Annotated in this window: 16 protein-coding genes; 8 read left to right on the top strand and 8 right to left on the bottom strand. The window is 60.8% G+C overall.

Features of this window, described 5'->3' with window-relative positions:
* Positions 1–43: 43 nt before the first annotated feature.
* Positions 44–490, top strand: coding sequence for a pyridoxamine 5'-phosphate oxidase family protein (locus NKJ20_RS21115; protein ID WP_352746608.1), 447 nt, complete (start codon positions 44–46; stop codon positions 488–490).
* Between the two features lie 287 nt (positions 491–777).
* Here NKJ20_RS21115 and NKJ20_RS21110 read toward each other — a convergent pair whose 3' ends face one another.
* Positions 778–2,139 (bottom strand): glucoamylase family protein, encoded by a 1,362-nt coding sequence (locus NKJ20_RS21110; protein WP_352746607.1) that lies wholly within the window; start codon positions 2,137–2,139, stop codon positions 778–780.
* A 26-nt stretch (positions 2,140–2,165) separates the two neighbouring features.
* A complete protein-coding gene (locus NKJ20_RS21105; RefSeq protein ID WP_352746605.1) occupies positions 2,166–2,810 on the bottom strand; it encodes a CBS domain-containing protein in 645 nt (214 codons plus the stop codon).
* Positions 2,811–3,117: 307 nt separating this feature from the next.
* Here NKJ20_RS21105 and NKJ20_RS21100 point away from each other — a divergent pair, with 307 nt between their 5' ends.
* From NKJ20_RS21100 to NKJ20_RS21085, 4 genes are all read left to right on the top strand, one after another.
* Entirely contained in the window at positions 3,118–3,825 is a 708-nt protein-coding gene (locus NKJ20_RS21100) for an ABC transporter ATP-binding protein (RefSeq protein ID WP_352746602.1), read from the top strand.
* A gap of 5 nt (positions 3,826–3,830) precedes the next feature.
* Positions 3,831–6,194: an ABC transporter permease gene (locus tag NKJ20_RS21095; protein ID WP_352746599.1), complete on the top strand. Its 2,364-nt coding sequence runs from the start codon at positions 3,831–3,833 to the stop codon at positions 6,192–6,194.
* 3 nt (positions 6,195–6,197) lie between these two features.
* Positions 6,198–7,415 carry an efflux RND transporter periplasmic adaptor subunit gene (locus tag NKJ20_RS21090; protein ID WP_352746596.1) on the top strand — a complete coding sequence of 406 codons (1,218 nt, stop codon included), beginning with the start codon at positions 6,198–6,200 and terminating at the stop codon, positions 7,413–7,415.
* Between the two features lie 281 nt (positions 7,416–7,696).
* Positions 7,697–9,040, top strand: a complete 1,344-nt coding sequence (locus NKJ20_RS21085) for a tyrosine-type recombinase/integrase (RefSeq protein ID WP_352746594.1) — start codon at positions 7,697–7,699, stop codon at positions 9,038–9,040.
* 340 nt (positions 9,041–9,380) lie between these two features.
* Here NKJ20_RS21085 and NKJ20_RS21080 read toward each other — a convergent pair whose 3' ends face one another.
* The 6 genes from NKJ20_RS21080 to NKJ20_RS21055 all read right to left on the bottom strand — a co-directional run bounded on the left by NKJ20_RS21080 (position 9,381) and on the right by NKJ20_RS21055 (position 19,641).
* The gene (locus NKJ20_RS21080) at positions 9,381–11,606 is read right to left on the bottom strand and encodes a tetratricopeptide repeat protein (RefSeq protein WP_352746591.1); all 2,226 of its coding nucleotides are present in this window, start codon (positions 11,604–11,606) and stop codon (positions 9,381–9,383) included.
* 16 nt (positions 11,607–11,622) lie between these two features.
* Positions 11,623–12,738, bottom strand: a complete 1,116-nt coding sequence (locus tag NKJ20_RS21075) for an SAVED domain-containing protein (RefSeq protein ID WP_352746588.1) — start codon at positions 12,736–12,738, stop codon at positions 11,623–11,625.
* A gap of 12 nt (positions 12,739–12,750) precedes the next feature.
* The gene (locus NKJ20_RS21070; RefSeq protein ID WP_352746585.1) at positions 12,751–13,074 is read right to left on the bottom strand and encodes a Mov34/MPN/PAD-1 family protein; all 324 of its coding nucleotides are present in this window, start codon (positions 13,072–13,074) and stop codon (positions 12,751–12,753) included.
* A 133-nt stretch (positions 13,075–13,207) separates the two neighbouring features.
* On the bottom strand, positions 13,208–14,920 hold the full coding sequence (locus NKJ20_RS21065; RefSeq protein WP_352746582.1) for a ThiF family adenylyltransferase: 1,713 nt from the start codon (positions 14,918–14,920) through the stop codon (positions 13,208–13,210).
* Complete coding sequence (locus NKJ20_RS21060) at positions 14,917–16,050, bottom strand: nucleotidyltransferase domain-containing protein (protein ID WP_352746580.1); 1,134 nt, start codon at positions 16,048–16,050, stop codon at positions 14,917–14,919. Before NKJ20_RS21060 ends, NKJ20_RS21065 begins: the two co-directional genes overlap by 4 nt.
* A 180-nt stretch (positions 16,051–16,230) precedes the next feature.
* A complete protein-coding gene (locus tag NKJ20_RS21055; RefSeq protein ID WP_352746578.1) occupies positions 16,231–19,641 on the bottom strand; it encodes a TM0106 family RecB-like putative nuclease in 3,411 nt (1,136 codons plus the stop codon).
* Between the two features lie 239 nt (positions 19,642–19,880).
* Here NKJ20_RS21055 and NKJ20_RS21050 point away from each other — a divergent pair, with 239 nt between their 5' ends.
* The 3 genes from NKJ20_RS21050 to brxC are packed head-to-tail and all read left to right on the top strand — an operon-like array spanning position 19,881 to position 24,690.
* Positions 19,881–20,678: a hypothetical protein gene (locus tag NKJ20_RS21050; protein WP_352746575.1), complete on the top strand. Its 798-nt coding sequence runs from the start codon at positions 19,881–19,883 to the stop codon at positions 20,676–20,678.
* Positions 20,679–20,680: 2 nt separating this feature from the next.
* The gene (locus tag NKJ20_RS21045; RefSeq protein WP_352746573.1) at positions 20,681–21,244 is read left to right on the top strand and encodes a BREX protein BrxB domain-containing protein; all 564 of its coding nucleotides are present in this window, start codon (positions 20,681–20,683) and stop codon (positions 21,242–21,244) included.
* On the top strand, positions 21,241–24,690 hold the full coding sequence (brxC, locus tag NKJ20_RS21040; RefSeq protein WP_352746571.1) for a BREX system P-loop protein BrxC: 3,450 nt from the start codon (positions 21,241–21,243) through the stop codon (positions 24,688–24,690). The genes NKJ20_RS21045 and brxC overlap by 4 nt, the downstream gene beginning before the upstream one ends.

Here is a 24,690-nt window from a genome sequence, read left to right as displayed (position 1 = left end):
ACTGCCAAGATGTGAAATGTAAGAAAATAGGAGGGTCGCATCGATGCTGATCCGCACGCTCTCCACTTTGGAATGCACGAAAATGCTGGCTGCCAATCGCGTCGGCCACTTGGCATGCGCGAAGGACGGACAACCCTACGTGGTCTGCTTCAACTACGCCTACGCCGACAACCACCTCTATGCATTCTCTTTGCCGGGCAAGAAGATCGACTGGATGCGGGCCAACTCTCTGGTGTGCGTCCAGATCATCGAACACACCCAGGGACGCGGATGGAGAAGCGTGATTGTCGACGGTCGCTTTGAAGAACTGCCTGATCAGATCGGCCACGAGTTTCAACGCGGTCATGCATGGGCAGTGTTGAGCAAGCACACGGACTGGTGGGAGCCGGGTGCACTCAAGCCTGTTATGCCTCCCCTGTCAGATAGCTTGCCGCACGTTTTCTTCCGGATCCTCATAGAAGATGTGAGTGGCCGGGAAGCAAGTGAATAGGCTGTTTCCATCGATATGCATCGCGAACGTGATGCGTGTGACCTTGCACGGGGGAGGCCATGAATTGCGCGGGCTCGGCCCGCTTTCGACGGACCAAGCCCGCGCACTTGCCACTACCCTGCTTCGTAATCCAAGACGCCTACGCGCAGCTGTTGCCGGCCGGCGCTGAAAGGGTCGTGAGGACGCACCCCCATACCGCATCCGTCGAAATGCGATTTCCCTCGCCGACTTAACGCTCGCCTATTTCTCAGCCTTCGTCGTATCCACCTGAACTCAATCCATGCCGATCAAGCAGCCGGCGTCGACGCCTGATTGAACTCTCTCAACCAGCCACCTTCAAATCCTGCCCGTTGCAGGCCGTTGCGGACATACGAGCACGAGCGCATCAACCGCCACAACAGGCCGCTGTTTTCGTTCTCGATCATCAGGACAACGGGGCCTTCGTTGAGGCCGAAGTGCCAAGGCGAAACCCACCATCCAAAGGCGTTGCCGGATGTCCCCGGATGCGTCGGATTAAAGGCCGCCTTGAAGCCATAGGCATTCGCGGCCTTGAGCTTGGCCTGGTGGATGCAGAAGCTGATCGCCGGCCGGACGATTTCGGGAGCAAACGGCAAGGAGGCAGCGACGGACCACGGAGCGAGCGTGCCATCGTCGGGACCATACGGGACCCCCCGCCCGACATAGCCCTCGAACCTGCGTTCGATGCCGTTCAGCTTGAGCGTGGAAGGGCCAGGACCCTCGCTTGCGGTGATGCCCCAGCAGTGTTCGCCATAACCCTCGAATCCGCGCGGATTGTCGACAGCATAACGCTGGTGGACGAAGGTGGCGCGTCGGCTGTTCTCGAAATAGTCGCTTCCTTTGCTGCGCATGAATGCATCCTGCATACCGCGAAAATCGATCCACACGTGCGAGAGCTGGTGGATGAACAGCGGTCCCGCATAGAGATAGTCGTAGCCGTAACTGTGCTCCCATCGGAAGGTCGCGGTCCACGCCGTGTAGCTGCTCTTGGGCAGGGGGTGGGTCGGTGAACCGAGTCCCAGAACATAGAGCAAGAGCGCTTCGTCAAACCCTTCCCAGCGATACTTCAGGAACCCATGCTCGGGTGTCCAACCATGAGTGACGGTCTCTCCTCCGTCCTGCGCCCAGCACCAATCGGCTCGGTGATAGAGCGCCTCTGCCAACGTGCGGATCTCGGCTTCGGCCTCGGTGTCGGCGTCGAAATACTTCCCCGCAGCCAGCGCGCCCGCCAGCAGAAATGTGCTGTCGATCGTCGACAGCTCGCATTGCCAGGCTCGCCGGCCGGTTTGCATGTCCAGGAAGTGATAGTAGAAGCCGCGGTATCCAGTGGCGTCCGGCTCCGGTCCTTGCGGACTGTCCCAGAAGAAGCGCAATGTTGTCAAAGTGCGTTCCGCAGCCGCGCTTCGCGTCATGAATCCGCGCTCGACTCCCACTGGGTAGCACGCCAGCGCAAGACCGGTGGCAGCGATGCTTGCGGGCCAATTCGCTTCGGTCTTGTCCAGAATAAGACCGTTGGCGGGGTTCGCTTCATGAATGAAATAGTCGAATGTCTCCCGCTGCAGGGTCGCCAGATCGTCTTGTATAACAGAGTTGTTCACTAGATGATGGGCTTCGGGAGGATGCGATCGCATCGCTATATGCCTTCCCGGCCCGCTGTTCACGGATGGGCCAGGTACAGGTGGTCGAACACACCTTTGACGCCCCTGACGCCCTCGGCAACCACGCGGACAGCGTCCCGTTCACTCTGCGATATGACTGCTCCCGAAAGATGAACCAGGCCATTGGTGACCGTGAGCGTTAAGGCGTCTCCTTCGACGCCCGCGTCGTCTCGCAGTCGGGTGAGAATGCTGCGCCGGATCGCATCGTCGCCTGCCGCCGTATCGTCGTCGAATCTCGCCGCAACGACGACGCGCAAAAGGTCGGCACGGCTGACAACGCCTACCAGGCGCCGCCCCCTCATGACCGGAATGCGCTTGATGCCATGCTCCCGCATCAGCGCGGCAATCCGCTCTATCGGGGTTTCCTCGTCGGCCGCGACGACATCCGAAGTCATCAGATCCGCAACTTTCCAGCTGTGCCCCTTCACATAGCCACGCGCCTCACTTGGCCAGATCGCTGCGGCACCGAGTTCCGACCTGCGCAGGAAATCGCCTTCGCTCACAATCCCAACCAGGCGGCTGTCGTCGTCGAGGACCGGCATGCCGCTGATGCGATGATCCAGCATGATTTGGGCGGCGTGTCGTACGCTGTGGTCAGGCGACACCCTAACAACCTTTGCAGTCATTACATCCTTTGCTTTCATCTGCCTCATCCTAGCTCAGTTCAAGTGACCATGCGCCCGAGCACCAATTGTCGGCATCTTAGCGTAGTTGCCACCGACCTCCTTTGAGGCAAATCAATACCGGCTCCGAACCAACCGACGCGGGCGACTTGAACGGCTACTCCCACTATTTGTCGACTGCGGATACCGGAACACATCACCGCCTCGATACGGTTTTGATTTGCATCAATGTCGCGCGCACCTCGGCGGGTGACTGTGGCACGCGACATCGCGGGTTCATCTTAGCGCCGGCGCGACAAATGCCTCGAACATCCGATCCCCAGCGGCCATGGCTGACAACGTCTTCACCGCAAGAGCGCTGACCAAAACCTACACCTCGGGTGAGATGCAGGTGCTTGCCTTGCGTAAGCTGGATCTTGAGATTTCGGCGGGAGAGATGGTCGTTCTGCTTGGCCCATCGGGCAGCGGGAAATCGACCCTGCTCAATATCATGGGCGGGCTTGACCATGCCACGAGCGGCCAGTTGTTCTTCAGGGACCAGGAGCTAACCAACCTCGACGATCGGGGGCTGACTGCCTATCGACGGCAGCACGTTGGGTTTGTTTTTCAGTTCTACAACCTGATCCCCAGCCTGACGGCTTATGAGAACGTCGCCTTGGTTACGGAGATTTCCGATCATCCGATGCGCCCGGACGAGGCCCTGGCGTTGGTTGGACTTGAACCGAGGATGCACCATTTCCCGGCTCAGCTCTCCGGTGGCGAGCAGCAGCGCGTGGCCATTGCCCGCGCCATCGCCAAGCGTCCCGATGTCTTGCTCTGCGACGAGCCGACCGGCGCGCTGGATTCCAAAACGGGCATCCGGGTGATCGAGGCATTGCTCGGCATCAACGCGCAGCTTGGCACCACCACACTTATCATCACACACAACGCCAGCATCCAAGATGTCGCCGACCGCGTGCTGTTTTTCGCCGATGGCCAAATCTCCAGAATTGCCAAGAACGAGGTGCGCCGGACTGCCGCCGAGCTGGTCTGGTGATCCGCATGCGCGCGCTGGATATCAAGCTTCTTCGCGACTTCGCCCGGCTCTGGGCGCAGGCGATGGCGATTGCACTCGTCATTGCCGGAGGCGTGGCGACGCTCATCCTCGCGGTCGGATCCTACCGATCCCTCGACGAGACCCGCACCGCATATTACGAACGCTACCGGTTTGCTGACGTCTTCGCCACGGTGAGCCGAGCGCCAAGGACACTTGTCGACAAGATTGCAGAGATTCCCGGCGTCGCTTCGGTCGACGCGCGAATAGCCAAGCTCGTGCTGCTCGACATACCGGACTATCTGGAGCCGGCCACGGGCGAAGTCATCTCCCTGCCGCAGAGCGATGACGCTTCGCTCAACCTGCTCTACATGCGCGTTGGCCGCATGCCAGAGCCTGGACGAGCCGAAGAGGTCGTCGTGAACGAAGGCTTTGCCTTGTCCCACGGCTTTCAGCCCGGGGCCCGCTTCTCGGCAATATTGAATGGCCGAAAGCGCGAATTGACGATTGTCGGGATCGCGCTGTCTCCCGAGTTTATCTACGCGGTCGGGCCAGGCGACGTCATGCCGGACGACCGCCGCTTCGGCCTCATCTGGATGTCGGAGAAAGCGCTCGCCAGCGCGTATGACCTTGATGATGCGTTCTCGTCCGTTTCGTTGAAGTTGCTGCGTGGCGCGTCCGAGAGCGAGGTCATGATGCGCCTCGACGCGATGCTCGAGCGCTATGGCGGCCGAGCGGCCTATGGCCGGAAGGACCAGACTTCGCACGCTTGGCTGAACCACGAACTCGATATGCTCAACAACATGAGCCGAACGCTGCCACCGATTTTCCTTTTGGTGTCGGCATTTCTGGTCAATCTCACCCTCAGCCGGCTCGTTGCTCTGGAGCGAGAGCAGATCGGGCTCATGAAGGCGCTGGGATACAACAACGCCAGCATCGTCACGCACTACCTCAAATTCGTCATCGTCATCGTGATGATCGGCATTGTGATCGGCAGTGCAGCGGGCACTTGGCTGGGGATGCGCATCACCAATCTGTTCGGCGACTTTTTCCATTTTCCGTTCCTCGTCTTCACCAAGAGCCCGGACCTCTACGTCATTGCCGTCGCACTTAGTCTGGTCGCTGCAATCATCGGGGCGGTGCGCGCGCTTCGCGAGGTCGTGCGATTAGCGCCTGCCGTCGCGATGCAATCGCCCGCGCCTCCGCGCTATCGGCGACTGCTGCCTGCGAGCTTCAAAGTCGACAGGTTCATTTCGCAGCCAACCACGATGATGTTGCGCAACATCACTCGCCATCCGGTCAGATCGTTGTTCACGACGCTTGGAATTGCATTGGCGACAGCCATCTTGATCGTTTCACTTTTCACCGGCGATGCGATGGAGCAGCTCATCGACGTGACGTATTTCCTAGCCGATCGACAGGACGCCACCGTGAGTTTCGTGGAAAAACGCCCGCTGGACGTCGCGCTGCAGATCGCACGGCTTCCGGGCGTTCTCGCGGCCGAGCCTTACCGTGAGGTGCCCGTCCGCATAAGGAATGGGAACGTCGAGCGACGGATCATGATCAGCGGCAGGCCGCGTGACGCCGATCTCAACCGCATCATTGATGTCGACCTGCGGCCGGTCGTCCTGCCGGAAGCGGGCCTGGCGATTTCGAGCATGCTTGCTAGAATTCTCGGGGTGAGGGTCGGCGATTCCGTCGAGGTCGACTTGCTCGAAGGAACGCGGCGGACCGTTGTCGTTCCTGTGGCAGCCTTGGTCGAAGATTTCTTCGGCATCCGTGGAATGATGGATTCAGAGACGCTCGCGCGCCTGATGCGCGAAGCGCCGTCGGTGAACAGCATCAATGTCAGCCTCGACCAGAACAGCCGGGAAACGTTTTATGCCGCCATCAAGGACATGCCGGTTGTCGGCGGCCTGGCTCTGCAGCGTGTGTCGCTTGCGAATTTCCGCAAACTGGTTGCCTTGCTGATCACGACAATGGCCAGCATCTACACCGGGCTGGCTGCCGTCATCGCGTTCGGTGTCGTCTACAACAGCGCCCGGATTTCGCTTTCCGAACGGGCGCGGGAGTTGGCCAGCTTGCGCGTCCTTGGCTTCACCCGGGGAGAAGTGTTGCGCATCCTGCTGCTCGAACTCGCCCTGCTCACACTGACCGCGCAGCCGCCTGGATGGCTCATCGGCTATGGCCTTGCCTGGATCATGCAGAAGAACCTTGCCGGCGAATTGATGCGGGTGCGCCTGATCGTCGAGCAGTCCACCTACGTTTTCGCCAGCGCGATCGTGATCGCCGCGGCCGTGCTTTCCGCGCTCGTCGTTCGCCGAAGGCTCAACGAGCTGGACCTTGTCACCGTTCTCAAGACACGGGATTGAACCATGCACACGATCTGGATGAAGCGAACGTTGAGCATTGCAGCGTTGACCATCTTGGGCGCCGGCGCCGTCTGGTTCGCATGGCCGCGGCCGATTGCAGTCGATCTGGCAACACTGACGAGGGGCCCCATGGAAGTTACGATCGACGACGAGGCAAAGACGCGTGTGCGTCACGTCTATACGGTGTCTGCCCCCATCGCCGGCAAGGTCCTGCGCATCTCCCCGCCTCGCCATATCGGGGATCAGGTCACAAAGGACGAAACGGTCATGGCGGTGATGCAACCGACGTTGCCGAGCTTTCACGATGCACGCACGCATGGGGAGCTGCGGGCGGCGCTGGCTGCGGCCGATGCGGCTGTGAACCTGGCGGCAGCAGAAATACGCCGGATCGAGGCCGCGCTTGCATTTTCGCGAACGGAGCTCGGGCGGGCCGAAGCGCTTGCGCGCACCGAGGCAATCTCTATCAAAGCCCTCGACGGAGCCAAGTTCGATGTCGAAACCAACGAAGCAGCGCTGGCCAGTGCGAAGGCTCAGCTGGAGGTCCGCCGAAACGAACGTGACAGCGTTGCAGTCCGGCTTGGTGAGCAGTCGGGAACCGCGCCGGAGCCAGATCCCGCCTGCTGCATACAGTTGCGCGCCCCCGTCACAGGCAGCGTCCTGAAGATCATTCAGGAGAGCGAAGGGGTAGTCCAAGCCGGTGCGCCGCTGATCGAAATCGGTAACCCGCTCGATCTCGAAATGGTCGCAGATCTGCTGTCGACCGATGCCGTCCGGATCAAGCCTGGCGCACCCGTCATGATCGACAGCTGGGGTGGACCACCCCTCCGGGGCCGCGTCTCCCGCGTTGATCCAACGGGCTTCACCAAGGTTTCCGCACTTGGCATCGAGGAACAACGCGTCCGCACGACCATCGACTTCACCGACCCTCCCGCGAAATGGTCAGCGCTGGGACACGATTATCGGGTGATCGTGCATGTCACGATTTGGAAGGCCGAAGGGGTCCTGACCGTGCCGGTGAGCGCCCTGTTCCGACTAGGGAACGACTGGGCTATGTTCGCGGTCAGGGAGGGTCGTGCAGCGGCGACGATCATAAAGGTCGGTCAGCGAAACAATCGCACGGCGGAGGTTCTGTCGGGACTAGCCGCTGGCGATCGTGTTGTTCTGCACCCGAGCGACAGAGTCGCGGACGGAGTGACCGTTGCGGAGCGCGCTCTACAATAAGCAGGAGGCCGTTGGCTAGCCGGACGCGGGAGGCGCCCATTGAGCGACCCGACAGGATTCGAACCTGTGACCTCTGCCTTCGGAGCCCGAAAAGACGGTTTTCGCTACGGTTTCTTTTTGCACGCTAGAACACGCTAAAGCACTGTAGCTATTGATCTTTTCTGGATAAGCGCGCCGAAGCCAGTATCCTGTGACGACCCCAAATTTCCGCCTGGGTGCTTCCGCGGAGCTTCCGCGGAAGCGGTCCAACGGAAAGCGGCACAGCCGCCGGAGTATGTCACGTGGCGAAGCTAAGCAAGCGTACCGTCGATCAAGCCGAGGCCGGCGAGAAAGACTATTTCATCTGGGACGATGAACTGCCCGGCTTTGGGCTGCGCGTCTTCAAGTCGGGCAAGCGAAGCTACCTGGTGCAGTATCGCGCCAAAGGCCGCACGCGACGCTTCACGATCGGCGCGCACGGAGTCTGGACACCGGACACCGCCCGCGTGCAGGCGCGCATCCTGCTCGGCCGCATCGCGCAAGGCGACAACCCGGCCGAAGAGCGGGAGCTTGATCACAAGGCCATCACCGTCAAGGAGCTGTGCGAGCGCTATCTCGAGGACGCGAAGAACGGCCTGATACTCGGCAAGAAGCGCCGCCCGAAAAAGGCATCCACCATCTACACCGATGAAGGGCGCATCCGGCGTCACATCATTCCGCTGCTCGGCACGCGGCGCGTGAAAGACATCACCGCCGCAGACGTGACACGTTTCATGCGCGACGTCGCATCAGGCAAGACCAAAGCCGATGAGACGACAAAAAAGCGCGGCCGTTCGATCGTGCGTGGCGGCATCGGCACGGGCACGCGCACCGTCGGACTGCTCGGCGCCATCCTCACCTATGCGCGCGAGAATGGGATCATCGACGTCAATCCAGCTCACGGCATCCGCAAGGCCGCCGACCGGAAGCGCACGCGGCGTCTCTCAGAGGACGAGTATCGCCTACTTGGCAAGCTCATTCGAAAGGCGGCGCAGGACGATCAGCTTGCGACCGCCGCCGAGATGGCGCGAGCCATCGCGCTCACCGGATGCCGGCGCGGCGAGATCATCAACCTGATCTGGCCAGAGGTGGACGCGAACAATAGTTGCCTGCGCCTCACCGACAGCAAGGAAGGCGCTTCGGTACGCCCGATCGGCCTGCCGGTGGTCGATCTTCTAAATGCGCGTCGCCCGGAGCACTCTGCGGGTCCGGTCTTTGGCGGCACGATCGAAGGCAAGCCGCTCGTCGGCTTTCCAAAGCATTGGCACAAAATCCTTGCCGATACGGCACTGTCAGGCATCACGCCGCACGTGCTGCGCCACAGCTTCGCCAGCGTGGCGAACGATCTGGGCTTCACCGGATCGACCGTCGCGGCTCTTCTAGGCCACGCGCAAGGCACCGTCACGAGCCGCTACATCCATTCGGTCGATACCGCGCTCATCATGGCGGCCGATGCCGTGGCCGGCTACATCAAAGGCCTGCTAGATGGGGTGCAGTTCAAGCAAAGCTCTTATGCCCTTGATCGCGCGTCGCGCCAGGCCGCGATGGAACGATTGTTTGCGGAGGCTACGAGACCGGCCGAACCCGCTGAGCTGATCGCGGCATGAACTATCTTCGGCATCGTCGCTCGACGCAGGATCGGAGAAAGCGGCCACAGCAAGCAGCGGCCGTACGAGGGATGGCCAATCGAGGCGTTCCGTTTTCGCCCGCTTACATCCGCGTAGGTGCACTAGCTCGCGTTTCCTTGAGAAGAGTTTGGGTGGCCTAGCGATGGGCACTGTACTGGCACGTCGATACAGATACTCTACACATCTTTGGCAGATTGAGGCTGGCGCCTTCAACAAGCTCGGATCGCGCGGCCGGAATTTGGTCGGGAGAGTTCGCTATGCTTTGAGCTTGGCGACGGAGAGAACGCCGTCACAGTTAGTGCTCAAGTTCCAATTGTGGTTACCCGATCAGGGCGCGCAATGCCTCTCGCTCGTGAGCGGCCAGGTCGGAGAGTTTCGCAGCAGCACGGCGGGCGGAGGCCGCCGCGTCCGCCGTTCGTCCGAGGTGCTTCTCGACCTGCGCTTTCAGATACCACGCCCGCGCATATCCATCGTCGATACGCACGGCCTTGGCCAGTTCCTTGATGGCAGCGTCTTCGGTATCGGTAAACAGCAGAGCCACGGCAAGATTGTAAAGCGTAAGCGGTTGTTCGGGGAACAGCTCGACCGAACGGCGCAGGTGCGTTGCGGCCCGGTTATTGTCCTTCAATTGCAGATAGGCCGTTCCTGCACTTGCGTGATAGCTGGCATTGTCGAGTTCAATCGTGCAGGCGCGAGCAAAATAGCCCGCCGCTTTCTCGATACGGCCGTTCTCGTTCTCCATATCACCCAGCCGGCTGTAGGCCAGGGCGTTTTCGGGATCGGCCTTGATCGCTTGTTGAAAGGACTCGATGGCCGATTGTCTGTCATCCAAACGAAGATGGGCATTCCCGATATTCACCAGCATGATGGACCGTGACCCAGGCTCAGCGTCAGCGATGGCCTCAAACAGCCCTATCGCTTTCTTGGCGTGGCCGTGTTCGGCCATGTGCGCCGCAATCTTATTGAGTGCTTCGGGATTGTCTTTAAACAGGCGAATCCCGTGCTGATATTCGGCGTCGGCTGCCGAAAGGTCCTTTTGCTCGGTCAGCACCGATGCAAGCGAAAGACGCGCGTCAAGCGTCAGTGGATTGATTCGCAAACATGTGCCGAAGGCCTTCGCGGCATCCACGAGCTTTCCCAGCCCCCACAACGCGCGCCCGTGATAGTCGTGAGCGCGCCAGTCCTGCGGGTCGGCGACGATCACTTTTTCTACAGCATCGAGCGCGCCCCGGTTGTTTCCTTCCGCACCCATGATACGCGCCAGTATTAATTGCGCGTCGAGGTTGGCCGGGTGACGGGACAGCACGCGATCGAGCGCGGCACGGGCCTGCGCCGTATTACCAATGTCCAGCCATGCCAAGGCGAGTCCCGTCAACGGCGCGTCGGAGTCCGGATTCAGACGATGAGCAGACTCATAGGCGCGCACCGCCTGTCTGAATTGACCGCGATGGGTCAGCGCCTCGCCCTGCGCCACCAGAGCTTCCGGCGAATCCGGCTTGTGCTGCACCGCCTGATCGAGAATCCGCAGCGCCCGTTCATAGCGCCCAAGGACAAGGTAGGATCGGCCCCGGGTTACGAATTCCTCAAAGCTTCCGCGAAATCCGGCGGCCACCATGAAATCCATCGCGCAGACACCGGCAGCCTTTGCCGCGCTCTTGATCGCTTCGCGCAAAGAAGGGAAGTCGGGATAGCGCCGTAACGGGTCGGGCGCGAGGCAGCGGCGAATGACCTCAAAATACGGCGAGTCGATCGGCCTCACCGCGTGAGCATGTGCCTTCTTGAGGATCGCGCGCTGATACTCCGTGGGATCGCCGTCAAACGTAACCTCATACGCCGAAGCCAGCGACCGAGCGGCCACCTGCCATAGTGTCACGCCAAAGCTGAACATGTCGCTTTGCGGCGAGGCCTTGCCGCCAGCGAACAGTTCGGGGGCGATGTATCCCGGCGTCCCGCACGTCAGCCGACCGTCGGCGGATTTCAGCCATTGCAGTTGCGATACCCGCCTAGGCTTGTCGTCAACGACCGCCGGATGGTGACTCGCGGCCAGTGCGAGGCCGAAGTCCGCTATTTTTAGGAACGGGCTGGAGCCTATCAGCAAGTTTCCCGGCTTGATGTCCCGGTGCGCCGCCATCCTGCAAGCCAAGGCATGTTCCATACCCACGCAGAACTCTACCGACCACGCCCCGATCAGGCGGTCATTGTAGTCCTGGGTTCTACCGATGCAGTCCTGAAGCGTCGTGCAGCCGGATTCGGGAGCCACGTACTCCATCAACAGCACGGTATCCCGCCCATCTTCCCGCACGTCGAACAACCGGACGACCATAGGATGGTTGCCGAGATTCAGGAGCGAGAGCGCCTCCCGCCGAAAGCCGACCAAATCGGCATCGGTCGCGCCGCTGCGAACCCGCATGACCTTGGCCGCGCGCAAATCTCCCGAAGACACATGTTCGACGAGATAGACCTCCCCCATCCCGCCTTGTCCAAGGAGGAGCCTGACCACGTACTCATCGCAGAGGACTTCCCCAGGTTCGTATGCCCAGCTCATGACACGAGCCCCGTTCTCATTTCGAAAAGGGCGGCTCAGCTTTAGCTGTATGCACAACGCGAAGGGTCGCTACGCTCGCGACCGGCATCTCGATGCCCCATGGATATCGTGGACTCTGTCCGCGTTCGAACTGATACACTGTGACTCTAGGCAAATTCCGTTTGTCGTAACGGCGGGCCAGATTGAAAACGACGCTGTTCTGAGCGGCCAAGATGAGATGAATCCGGTCGACTCCTATCGCGTCGAGTTGTTTCAATACACCGAGAAACTGATCGGCCATAGCCGATTGCTTAGCCTGAGACCAATGCGACGACTGAAAATCGGGCAGCGTCATGCGAACGACCGGATGGGTGAAGGTGGTCGCCAGATCTTCCGATTTCACCATATATGAGCCCGAGACGGCCAGTACGACCTCACGGGCACCGCGCGCCTCCTCGATTCCCGAAACATCGAACCGCAAACCATCGTCAGCGTCGTCGAGCAACTTCCACCGACTGCCAATTCGGTCCCAATCCATGACGACAACGTTGCCCTCGTCGTCCAAAAGTACTCCCGTCAAAAAGGTCAAGGGAACTGCGGTCAGGCCGCCATAAACAGTTGTCAGGTCTATTCGGTCATTTCCCCTCTGAGCCTGGTGAAGCCATGTCTTCATAGCACCAACAGGCTGGAGCAGATCGTCCGGTTCAACGATAACGCCGTCCTTCCGCTGGCGCAGGTCCAGGAGGTAGTCCATCCTCGCCCCGACAAAGCTGTTAGGAATGGCAGCCTTCAACGGCGAGCCGTCATCGTCACGCAAACCCCTTCCCTCGATGACGAAGACCTTCTTCCGGGAGAGCTTCTGCTGTTCGTCTGCGTAGCGCTTCCATGCCCAGAATGCCGACCCGACCATCAGGAGCGCGCAGACGCCCGATAAGCCCCAGAGGATTCCGTCGGGAATTGTCCCACCTGTGCCGATCTCGACCGATCCGGGGATGCCCCACACGGGACCGGAATATTTGAAGACCCAATTGGCGCCGTGCACTGCAACGAGCGCGACCACGGCGCCGCGGAAAATCCAACTCTCCGCATGACGCGCGCGAAAGAACCAGGCCACCACAGATCGAATCACAAAGTCGAAGGTATCCCAGCTCATTCGCGGTTCTCTTTAATTGGTCGTCAGCGCGACGGGCTCCGGCGCCTGGCCGCGCCTATGAAGGCTCGCCCAAGCAACGAAGCATCGGAAAAATCCCAGCTTTACGATCAGGAGCACGGCAAAATCGATCTGCCTTTCGCCATCGACGAGTTCTTGCATGGAGCGAACATCGGTAACGCTCGGCCGCGGCGGGAAGCTCGGGTGCGAGTGCCATTCGCCCAGATAGTTAAACGTCTGGTAGTCATGGTCTGTCCGATCGAAAAATCGTTCCAGAGCTTGCCGATGGTGTTCGGCATCGCGCACGAAGTGGGCGCGCTCGCCTGAAATCTCGTCCACGGAAAAGTCGACGATCGCAAAAATACCGCCTCCAGTTGCCGTCCCATAAGGACGCCGCCGATCTCACGTGCTCCTGCACGTCGAAGAGCCTGTTTCATACGATCTCGCGTGTCCGCAGGAATTCCGACCCGGATCACGCCGCGACCTCCGGGAAGAGGGACGCCAACAGGTCTTTCAGATCATCTGCCGATGCGCCGTCCTGGGATTCGCCCCACTCTCCTTCTGACCGTAGGTCGATCGGCCACGTATCGAAGGGCGCTTGGAAGATCCATTCAGCCGTCAATCCGATCGCATAGGCGGAAGAGGGAAAAATGCTCTGTTCGCGCGTAAGAACGTCTAGAGCCAATCTGGCTGCGTGTCCGGCGATGACGCTCACATCGGCGTCGTCGGCAACAAGCGGCGATCCATTCTCGGATTGCGCGCCATATTCAATGTCGGCGGCCCCTGTCCATGGCACGCCATGCTTGTCGCACCAAGCCCGGACTTGGCCGCGGGCATGCGTTGGGGTCGGATCAACATCTGGTCGCGCCCTCGCGACAATCCCGCCGATCCCTCCGGCAAACACCTCGCACCAAACCATCGGCTTCCGCTGCCGACGTGCGACTGCCGCCACCAGGTTGAACGCGCGCGGATCGGCAGTGGCATCAACCAGCAGATCAGCGCGCGCAAGCTCCTCGATCACAGATTCGGTGGTCCCGGCACTCTCCTGTTGGCCAAGAGCGACACGCCGGCATTCCACGTCACCATCTACTACGATATCCTTGAGACGCGCCGTCAAGGCATCGACCTTGTGCAAACCAATTGCCCGAGCATCTAGATCATTCCTGACGAGATTGGCCGCGAAGAAGACGTCATCGTCGACGAGGGTGAACTGTCGGACGCCGGATCGGGCGAGCGTGGCGGCCATCTTGGATCCGACCGAACCGCATCCGATGATCGCCACCCGTTTCTCGGCGAGCACGGCATAGTCGGAGGAAAGCCGCCCGGACGTTTCGGGTGCGATTATTGTTTTGTAGTGAAACGCAGACTGCCTACCCTCGTAGGCGAAGAGGTTCAAAGCAGTCCATAGGTCGCCTTCACCCAGCAAGACGAAGCCATCGAAAGGATTTTCAGGAAGCCGATGGGCGAGCTCAGGAAACTCGGCAGGCAGCGCTCCGATGAAACTGCGCGGATCAGCCCGAAAACGCGCGACCTCCCGTTCCGTTCGTAATACAAGCCCTTTTACTATTGATGATCCTGAAGGTTGAGGAGCGCTGTCCGACCAGATGATCGAACCTTCGTCGCCGACGCTGACGAGCGAAGCGACCCAAGTGGGTTTCTCAAGCCTGTCCCAAGCCTTAATGGGTATGGGAACGTACTTGGGAAGGCCGCCGAAGGCATCAATGGCGCCGCGAGGAATCACGAACCTCGTAAACTCGCCGCGAACTTCGCGGCCAACCGAAGTCTGATGAGCCGACGGGACAATACCCACTTCGTCTCCTGGCGGCCTCTCGCCCGAGATGAGACGATATGCGCTCTCGACCATCATCGCGCCGGTAATGGCGGGATCCCAGTTGTCAGGCCGGAATTCGAGGCAAAGTTCTCCTCCGGCGCCGTACTGGTGCCAGGAAAGCCGTTTGGCGTCCCGGGGCCGGACCATCGGTGGGGTATCCGGAAAGGTGGACGGATACGCCATCGAGAGGACGAAGGTCTCACCGTTATGTTGGATGTCGAAATCAACCATCAGCTGAAGATTCTCGCCGATCCTCCAGGTGACACTCGATAACCATCCAGCGCGCTCCACCACTTGGGCGAGAGCGATTTGCTCGGACTTGGCACGGGAGGTGTTGGTAATCCACCAGCTCATGCAAAGCCCTTGGGCGTCGTTGGTACTCTAGGCGCGTTGCCGAAGCTTGGGACAGCCGCTGCCGGAGCAACAGAGGCAGCACGCAACAGCCCGCCGCCGCTCCCGCTGATCTTCCTCACCGCCCGGTCCGTCAGCGCTGTTCCCATACGAGCCGAGAAGGCCTGCGCTTTACCTGGCTCCTTCTCCCATTTGTCTGCGAAATTCTCGAACGGGTCAGTCGGGTTCGGAATCACGTACTTGCTGCCAACGTGATGGATGTATTGGTCCATACGCTCGAGGATCGATAAGAGCGCGCCAGCAATCGTGTCCTCCTCGCCATAGGCGTGGCCTGCCAAGGTCGTGATGATGACCGATATGGGCTTCAGATCGGGATCGCGTGCGAACATGTTGTCGCGATGTCTCTTCAAGAGCATCACCGCCGCCTGCAACGGCGTACGTACGCGATAGTCCGGCAATTGCTCGACACTTGCGGTAACACCCCGCCGCCTCAGAGACTCCACGAGCATTTCTTTGCGTCGGGCCAAGACCGCCGCCATCCGGGCCTTAAACCACTCGGCATATCCCTTGGGATTAGAACGCGGCCACTTTGTCGTCGGAACCGTGTAGGTTGGTTCTTCGCGATCGGTAATGGCGATTCCGGTCTCTGCCCACCGAGCATCGTAATTGGCCCTTTCGAGAAGTAGCCTCTGCTCGGCGCCATTCGGGAGCGCCGGAACGACGTCCATGTGGAATTGGGCGCCATCTGCGTAATCGAGGATCCAGCAGCGTCGCCCTTCGCGGACGGGCTTCGTCATCCCCTTGGCGTCGTGATAGGCCTTTATCTCCCGACCCAAGAGCTGCTTCAGGTCGAACTGTGTAAGGTCGTTTTTGGAGAGCTTCTTCAACTCACATACCGAGTCGACGTCATATTCTTCGGCGTCGTTAATCGGTCGGATCGCAGTTCCCAGACGAAATGACCCCTGCACGTAGACAGCCGGATCGAAGCCCCGGACCGCGCTCTCGTCCCTGTGGAACCAATCACCCAAGGACTTGTAGCGCGTCTCGGCCTGTTCATACCGAGACTCGGGTATGGCGAGCTCATCCAGCAGCGCCTGAAGAAATTGCTCAACCTGCATGTCTGCGTTCGCCATTACCGACTCCCGTTTTGCTAGACACTGTTTTGCTCTTCGCCGAACCAGTTTGATGATCAAAGGGACAGGGCCTGCACCACTTCGGCGATGATTGTCGTACTGCTGTTGTTCGCCGACCAGAACGGCATGACAGGCCCTGCGCTATGCCCATCGGCCGCGCTCCGCCGAAGCAGGAAATCTTCAACTGAACGAAATGCATTTTTTTGCCATCTCGAGATAGCGGCAGAAGGCGTTCGCCAGCTGAATCTGCCGTGGTGTCCGGCACTCCGCCTCGAATATCTGCGGCGAGCCGACGAGGATCGAAACGCACTTGGCGCGGGAGGTCGCGACATTGAGCCGGTTGAGGCTGTAGAGGAATTCCATCCCGCGCGGCGCATCCGCGTGGCTCGACGTCGCCGTCGAATAGATCGCGATCGGCGCTTGCTGCCCCTGGAACTTGTCCACCGTGCCGACGCGTGCGCCCGGCAGGCATTGCTGAATCTCGAAGACCTGCGCGTTGTAGGGTGTGATGATGACGACATCGTCGACCGTGACCGGCCTTTCTTTGTCTTCGCGATCAACCCACGTCGCGTTGCCGGCGAGGATCGCCCGCACGAGACGACCGACCGCCTGCGCCTCTTCAGGCGAGCAATTCTGGTTGCCGCTGTGCGCGACCGGAAGAAAATAAAGACCGGACTCGCTGACCGGCCCCGCTCCCTCGATGACCTGTTTCTCGAGCCCCTCCTTCGACCGGAGCTTGCCGTCATAGAAGAGCTCGGAAGTGTAGGCGCAGATCGCGGGGTGGAGCCGCCAGGTCTCTTCGAGGAACAGACCCTTATCCGCAGGGATCGTCCGCTCGCCGCCCAAAATATGATCGAGAGCCGACACGTCGGTGCCATCCGGATGGCTGCCCTGCATCGGCTGATCGAGCTGCTGCGGATCGCCGATCAGCACCACCGTCTTCGCCGCCTGCGACACCGCGAGCACGTTGGCTAGGGACATCTGCGCGGCCTCGTCGACGAACAGCACATCCACCGTTTCGAATGCGTCCGGCCGTGACCACAGCCAGGCCGTACCGCCGCCGACGGATGCGGTTCCGTCGCTCAACGCTGTGAACAGGCCCTCATTTTTCTTCGCGAAGAAGAGGCGGTGCTGCAGGTCCTCGGTCTCATCGGCCTTTTGGCAGCATTGAAGGTCGATTCCCAGCTCGTCAGCCGCATTGATGGTCTCATCGATCAGGTTGCGAATGACCTTATGGCTATTGGCCGTGATACCGACCTTCTTGCCGCGGCGTACCAGCTCGCAGATCATGCGCGCGCCGGTGAAGGTCTTGCCCGCCCCAGGCGGGCCCTGAATGGGCAGGACGCCGCCGGCCAGATGCGCGCAGAGTCGAACCGCCGCTTCGACGGTCGTCTCTCCCGAGCGATGCAGCGGTTCGCCGCCCACGCGCGGGCTTTCTCTGAGCAGGAGGTCGCGCGCAGCCTGATAGGGCCCGTCACCGCGCACCCCGTGATCGGCGACATAGTCGCCGATGCGCACCAGCGCATGGGCCATCACCTCGCCGCCGACATGGCGATGGGCGAACACGGCCTCCGGATGGGCACCGGCGGTGTCTTGGCGCTTCTTGATATCGACAGTGTTGTCTGCGAACGAGATCGTCTCGACCTTGCCGAACTTGGCGCCACCAAGATTGCAGAGCTCCTCGCCACCGCGAATCTCAGTCTCCTGCGGTGGAAAGCGGTAACGATGGATCGGCGCCTTCACGGTGCCGCCGGCCGCGCCGACAAAGACGAGACCGGAGAGTCCGGCGCGCTCCTCAAGCAAATCCTCGGCCGAGAGGTCGGCCAGCCGGAAATACTCCCACCACACCGCCTTTTCTTCCCGGCGGTGCCAATCAACAATGTTTGCCAAGATCCAGCGGGCCTGCTGCTCCTCGTCCCGTTCAGCGGGATCTGCCGGAACATCAGCCGTCAGTCTTTCGATCAGCGCGTTGATCTTGATCAGCCAGTCGGTGATCTTCTCGTTCGGCGCGCCGTCGCCAGGTTGCGGGCGGGGCACATCTGTCCCGTCAGCGATCAGCTTCGCCCGGTGCGCTTCGAGCCAGTCGCGCAAGACCATGGCCGAACGGCAATCATCCTCGTTGTAGGCGCGCACCACGGCCTTGGTCTCTTCGGCAATCGACGGCGCATCGCTGAGCTCGAGATTGGCCTGGAGATTAGCGAGCGCGACATTCGCATCGGTCAGAGACGTTTCGCGTTCGAAGCCATAGAAGGACTCCAACCGCTTGATCGAATAGCTTTCGACGCTCGCGCGGAGACTGTGGCGTACGACTTGATAGAGATCGACGAAGAGGCGGGCGCGCAGCATCCTGTCGAGTTCTTCTTCGCGCGTCGCATAGCGGCCCATCAGGCGCTTCAAGGCCGCCGGCTCGTAGGGGGCGTAGTGGTAGATGTGCAGGCCGGGAAACTGCGCCCAGCGTGCCATGACGAAATCGATGAATGCCTCGAAGGCGCGCTTCTCGTCAGCGCGCGTGAGCGCCCAGTCGCCCTCATAGACAGGCGCACCGTGCCCGTCCTTGAATAGATAGCCGAACAGATATTCGAGACCGTGTTCGCCGACAAACGGATCGCCTTCTAGGTCGAGAAATACATCGCCGTCGGAGGGGTCGGGTAGACGGGTGAGCCCGAAGCCGGTCTCCACCGGCAGCAGCTCGAATTTCCCAGTCCCGGTCGTGCGCGCCTCGACCACGACGCGCGCCTGCTCGCGGATGCGGATATAGGAATCGGCCGAACCGCGATCGGGTTTCCACTCGAGCGGCAAAGGCATGCCGGCCAAGCTTTCCACCGTCGCGATGTCGCGCCCCTTCAGCTCACTGATCTGAACCTTCGAGATGCCGGCAACGAGGCAGAGATGATCGTCATCGCGGCGACGCTTGTCGCAAGCCTCTCGCCAACGGCAGATATCGCAATGCTCGACTGGATCGGGGTAGGTGTCATCTGTCGGCGGCGCGGCCATGGCCGTCAGCAGCGCGCGTTTCACCTTCCGGAAATACGCAGCGTAGTCGGCAAAGCGATATTGCTGCGGCTGAAACTCGGACCACGGCGCAACGACATGCATGTACTCGGGCGGTAGGCCCTGCATCGCTGCCATCAGGTCGGCATAAAGACAGAGCTGAAGGATCGTTCCGGCTTTCGTTTCACGCGCAAGCTTGGTGTCGATCGGCTCATAGGACCAGCCGCCCAGCGCGCTCGACACTTCGACCCGGCGCAAAATATCGGCGCGTCCGTTCCACCCTTGATGCGCAAGCGCTGCCTGAGCAATGACGGGAACGCCGCGCTGCATGGCCGCTCGCGTCTCAGCAACAGCCTCCAGCGTAACTTCAACACCGTCGATCCGGACGACGTCCAGTCCGGCCGTGGCGAGGTGCTCCATATAACTCTGCTCATGCGCCGCCCCGCGCTCCGCCAGGATCTGCAGAAGCGGGTCCCAAACCTTCGGCTTCGATAGAAACCCCTCGGCCACCGCGCGGTCCAGGCCTGCGAGGTGATGACAGTTCAGATAGCCAACCAGGTCGGTCGCGCTGAGCTCGAAGGATCCCCCGACCTTTTTCATAGGTGTAGCATCGCGCAGCGGTCGCCAATCGGCATAAACGCGATCTTTGCCCCCATGCGGTCCGCCCTTCTGATGGGCGGATGGCATTGCAGCCAACAGCCCTAGTTTCGGCGCGCGCTGATGGCGGTGGCCATCGCCGGCAAACTTGCCGGCGTGACTATCCTCTAATATGAGTTGACGCAGGAGTCAAGATCACTCATGTTGCGCCGGCAAGTTTGCCGGCGGATGGGGCTATTTGGATGGAACTAGCTGGTGTTTTTTCTTTGCTCTTACGACCCGGCCGGGATCCAGAAGCGATCGGCTTCCGATTCGGAGCGAAGGGAACGCACACCAGCCGGACGATGATGTTGGAGGAGCTGAGCCGCGTCCTGGAAGCGACAAATCAGGACGCTCGGCGGGCCGACTACGCGGCTGCAATCATTGACGGCAATTGCCTGTCAAAGCCAACCGCATCCACACGCAGACTCAGCAACCAGAGGCTCGGCGAACTCTATGGTCTGGATCCCACGATCCCCCTATTCCGGATCCTCCGCAGGCTGTGGGATATAGGCGCTGATGGCCGGCCGCTTCTCGCGGTTCTGGCGGCGATCGCCAGAGACCCGCTACTGGCCGCGACCTGCCCAGCGATTGTCACTATGCCCGCGAATTCCGAGCTTCAGCGTGAAGCACTGAAGGGCGCGCTTCAAGCCGCCGTCAGAAATCGGCTCAACGACAGCACGCTGGAAAAGGTGTGCCGCAATGCGGCGAGCACTTGGGCGCAATCGGGCCACCTGGAAGGTCGAACATTTAAGAAGCGACGAATGGTGACGCCATCACCGACCGCGGTGACTTTCGCCATCTACCTCGCCCATGCCGCCGGCTTCCGAGGCGCTGAAATCTTCTCGTCCGGGTGGCTGAGGGTGCTCGACTGCGACCCGTCTCAGGCCCGCGAGCTCGCACTCGATGCAAAGCGGATTGGTTTGCTCGACTTGCGAATGGCCGGTGATGTTGTCGAGCTCAATTTGTCGCGCCTCGATCCCTACACCGCGAAGGCATGATTATGGCGCGCATTGAAGATCTCGCCGAGCGCTATGGACGCCATATAGCCACTCCGTGGCAGCGCACTATTGCCGGCGCGCAGCGCGTTGTGATGGTGGTGTACGACAAAGAGCTTGAACGCTCATTGCGCGCACGCGTCCTTGCATTTGAAACGGCGACCCACGAGGCGGGGCACGACTGGCGTCAAATCGACCTTTCCGGCACTTTCGCAGAGTGGATGGCGGCGGACGACTATCGCGACGAATACTTCCGATCGCCGGAGGACCTTCAACTCAAGCTCGATGCCGAGTTTCCCGAGTTCGTGGCGGAACGCCTCCGGGCAGAGCTTCAGAAATCCGATGTCACGCCTAACACTGTTGTTGCCGTTCTAGGTGTGGGCGCCCTGTTCGGATTCGCTCGAATTTCTCAAGTGCTGAAGATTGTAGAGGCCGATATTCGAGGGCGCCTCGTCGTGTTTTTCCCAGGTCAGTTTGAACGTAACAACTACCGGCTGCTCGATGCGCGAGACGGTTGGAATTACCTCGCCGTGCCGATCACGTTGCACAGCGAAGGAGGAACCCCATGAAAATCAAAGACGCCCTACAGCGCGATCCCGCTTCCCATCCTCTGGTCAACCAGGGCCAGGCTCGAATTCCCGATAGCGGCGACGAGCGCACACAAGCTGAACTGCGCGGTGAACTTGAGACGTTCGTCTGTGAAGGCCAGTACGCGGATGGCATTCAAAAGATCGTTCGCTCCTTCCTCGATAACTCCAGCAGGACCAGCCAACGCGGCGCTTGGGTGAGCGGATTCTTCGGCAGCGGCAAATCACACTTGCTGAAGATGCTCTGCCACTTGTGGCAGGACACGAGTTTCCCTGACGGCTCTACCGCCAGGAACTTAGTGCCTTCGATGCCCGATGATCTTCGTGCCCTACTTCGGGAGCTCGACACCGCCGGCAAGCGATCTGGCGGACTGATCGCCGCCGCGGGCGCATTGCTCAGCGGCACGTCCGACAACGTACGGCTGACAATACTGTCCATCTTGCTTCGCGCCGTCGGTCTTCCCGAGCAATACCCACAAGCCCGCTTCTGCCTGTGGCTGTACTCGCAAGGTCAGTTCGACAAGGTGAAAGCAGCCGTCGAAGGCAGCGGAAAGGCCCTTGAGCGCGAACTCAACAACCTTTATGTCAGTGGCCCAATTGCCCGTGCGGTGATGGCGAGCGATGCCAACTTCGCCGCCAGCGAAGCAGAAGCAAGACAGCTTCTCAAAGCGCAGTTTCCGCCTCAGGCCACCGACATCACCACGGAACAATTCCTGTTGGTCGCAAAAGAGGCTCTGAAGCTCCGAGCCAAAGATGGCCGGCTTCCCTGCACGTTGCTCATTCTCGACGAAGCTCAGCAGTACATCGGTGACTCGCAGCAACGCGCGTCGCTTCTCACCGAGGTGACCGAAGCGGTCTCAAAGCAACTGGACGGCCACGTCATGGTCGTCGCGGCAGGTCAAAGTGCGCTGACCGAGATTCAGCTTCTGACGTACCTGCTCGACCGCTTCACGATCCGCGTCCCACTGTCGGACGCCGAGGTCGAGACGGTCACTCGCAAGGTGCTGTTGCAAAAGAAGCCTACAGCAGTCGCGGATGTGCGCGCTCTGCTCGACAAGCACGCGGGCGAAGTCTCGCGGCAGCTTCAGGGCACGCGCATCGGCGAGACAATCGAGGATCGTGCGATCATCGTCGATGACTACCCGCTGCTGCCAGTTCGGCGACGGTTCTGGGAGAATTGTTTCCGCCAGATCGATGCGGCCGGCACAAGCAGCCAACTCCGCTCCCAGTTGCGCATCATCCACGACGCGGTTGCCAATGTCTCCGACCGCCCCCTCGGTTCGGTCGTGCCCGCCGACGAGCTTTTCGAGGCGCTCGCACCGGAGATGGTGAATACGGGAGTGCTGCTCCGTGAAATCAACGAGCGCATCATTCTGGTGGGCCGAACCGAAGGGCCGATCGCGCAGCGCATTTGCGGCCTGGTCTTTCTGATCGGAAAGCTCAAGCGCGAAGCCGGCGCAGATATCGGCGTTCGGGCTACAAAGGATCACATAGCCGATCTGCTAATCGACGATTTGGCGGCGGACAACGGCAAATTGCGGTCGGAGGTGGAAGACAAGCTCAAAAAGCTGAGCGACCGGGGCATGCTGATGCCTGTCGGCGACGAGTATCGTCTTCAGACCAGAGAAGGCAGTGACTGGGACCGCGAATTCCGCAACCGGCAAACCAAGCTCAACAACGACGATGCGGCGATCCAGTTCAAGCGCGACCAACTTCTGTACGGCGATATCGATAAATCGGTTCGCGCAGTCCGCGTCATGCACGGCGCAGCGAAAGAACCACGACAATTTCTGATCCATCGGGAACAGACCGCACCGGTGGTTGATGGCAGCAGCGTCCCGATCTGGATTCGCGATGGCTGGTCCTGCGCCGAGAAAGATGTCGTGGAGGCGGCGCGTTCTGCCGGCACCGATAGTCCGATCCTGTTCGTGTTCATTCCGCGCCAGTCGGCCGAGGACGTTCGACGGCTGATCGTCGAGGCCGATGCTGTCCAACAAACACTCGATGCCAAGGGCAATCCAACGACAGCAGAAGGCCAGGAAGCCCGCCAAAGCATGGACAGTCGCCGAGCGCGCGCGGTGGGCGATCGCGATCGTTTGATCCGGGAGGTCGTGGCGAACGCCAAGGTCTTTCAGGGCGGCGGGAGCGAGGTGCTGCTGACGTCGCTTGATGAGCGAATCAAGACGGCCACAGAGGCTTCGCTAGTCCGGATGTTTCCGCGATTCAAGGACGCGGACTCTGCGGCCTGGGAAGCGGTCATCAAGCGCGCCAGGGAGGGCGCAGATCATCCCTTCCAGCCGACCGGCCATACTGACGCCACCGAGAAGCATGCCGTCTGCCAGCAGGTGATCGCCACGATCGGAGCCGGCAAGTCTGGGTCAGACGTTCGCAAAACGCTCGGCGGGTCGCCGTTTGGCTGGCCGCGCGACGCGGTCGATGCCGCACTGATCGCACTTCACCGGCTGCAGCACATTACGGCAACGCTCAACGGACAGGCCGTTCCTCTTGGCCAGCTCGATCAGAACAAGATCGCCAAGGCCGAGTTCCGCCTCGAGCATGCGACACTGTCGGTGGGCGATAGGTTGGTCCTGCGCAAACTGTTCCAAGCCCTCAGCCTGTCCTGCAAGAGCGGCGAGGAGGCCGTGCGCGCCGGCGAGTTCCTGGCCGGGCTGATTGCGCTGGCGAAGGCCGCGGGCGGAGATGCTCCGCTCCCAGCCGCCCCTGCAGTGACCGAGATCGACGACGTCCAACGGCTGATCGGGAACGAGCAGTTAGTCGCCATCAAGATCAAGGCGACCGAGTGGGAGGACAGAATAAAGGCATGGAGTGGAACGCGCGACCTCATTGCAAGGCGCCTCCCCGCCTGGGATATCGTCGGCCGTCTTGCAAAACACGCGGCAGAGATCCCTGAAGCGAAGCCGCAGCTCGACCAGATCGACGCGATCCGGTCGCAGCGTCTTCTCCTTGAAACCGGCGACCCAGCCAATGCTGTCCGTCAGGCTCTCGCCACCCTTTTGCGCGACGCCGTCCAGAAGGGCCATGCTGCTCACGACGCAGCATTCACGGCTGCGAAAGCGACGCTGGCAACGAATGGCATCTGGGCGAAGCTGAAGCCGTCCGATCAGGACAGCATCAAATCGGCGGTCGGCCTCACCGCGCCGCCTAGGCCGGATGTGGCAACGGATGAAGCCCTTGCCGACACGCTGGACCGCAAACCGCTTTCCGGAAGCCAGGCCGACGTCGACGCCATTGCCGGCCGAATCAATCAGGCCATTGAACGCGCAGCACGACTTCTGGAGCCCAAGGTTCAAACCGTAACGCTCGAGCGCTCGACACTTCGGGATCCGGCGGAGGTCGAAGGCTGGATTGAACGACAGAGAACGATGCTGCTGTCGAAGGTCGCCGACGGCCCCGTGTTGGTGAGCTGA

This window comes from Mesorhizobium sp. M0185 (assembly GCF_040322175.1).
GTDB lineage: Bacteria > Pseudomonadota > Alphaproteobacteria > Rhizobiales > Rhizobiaceae > Mesorhizobium.
The sequence above is the reverse complement of the archived record's forward strand: the minus strand, read 5'-3'. Positions and strand labels throughout refer to the sequence as shown.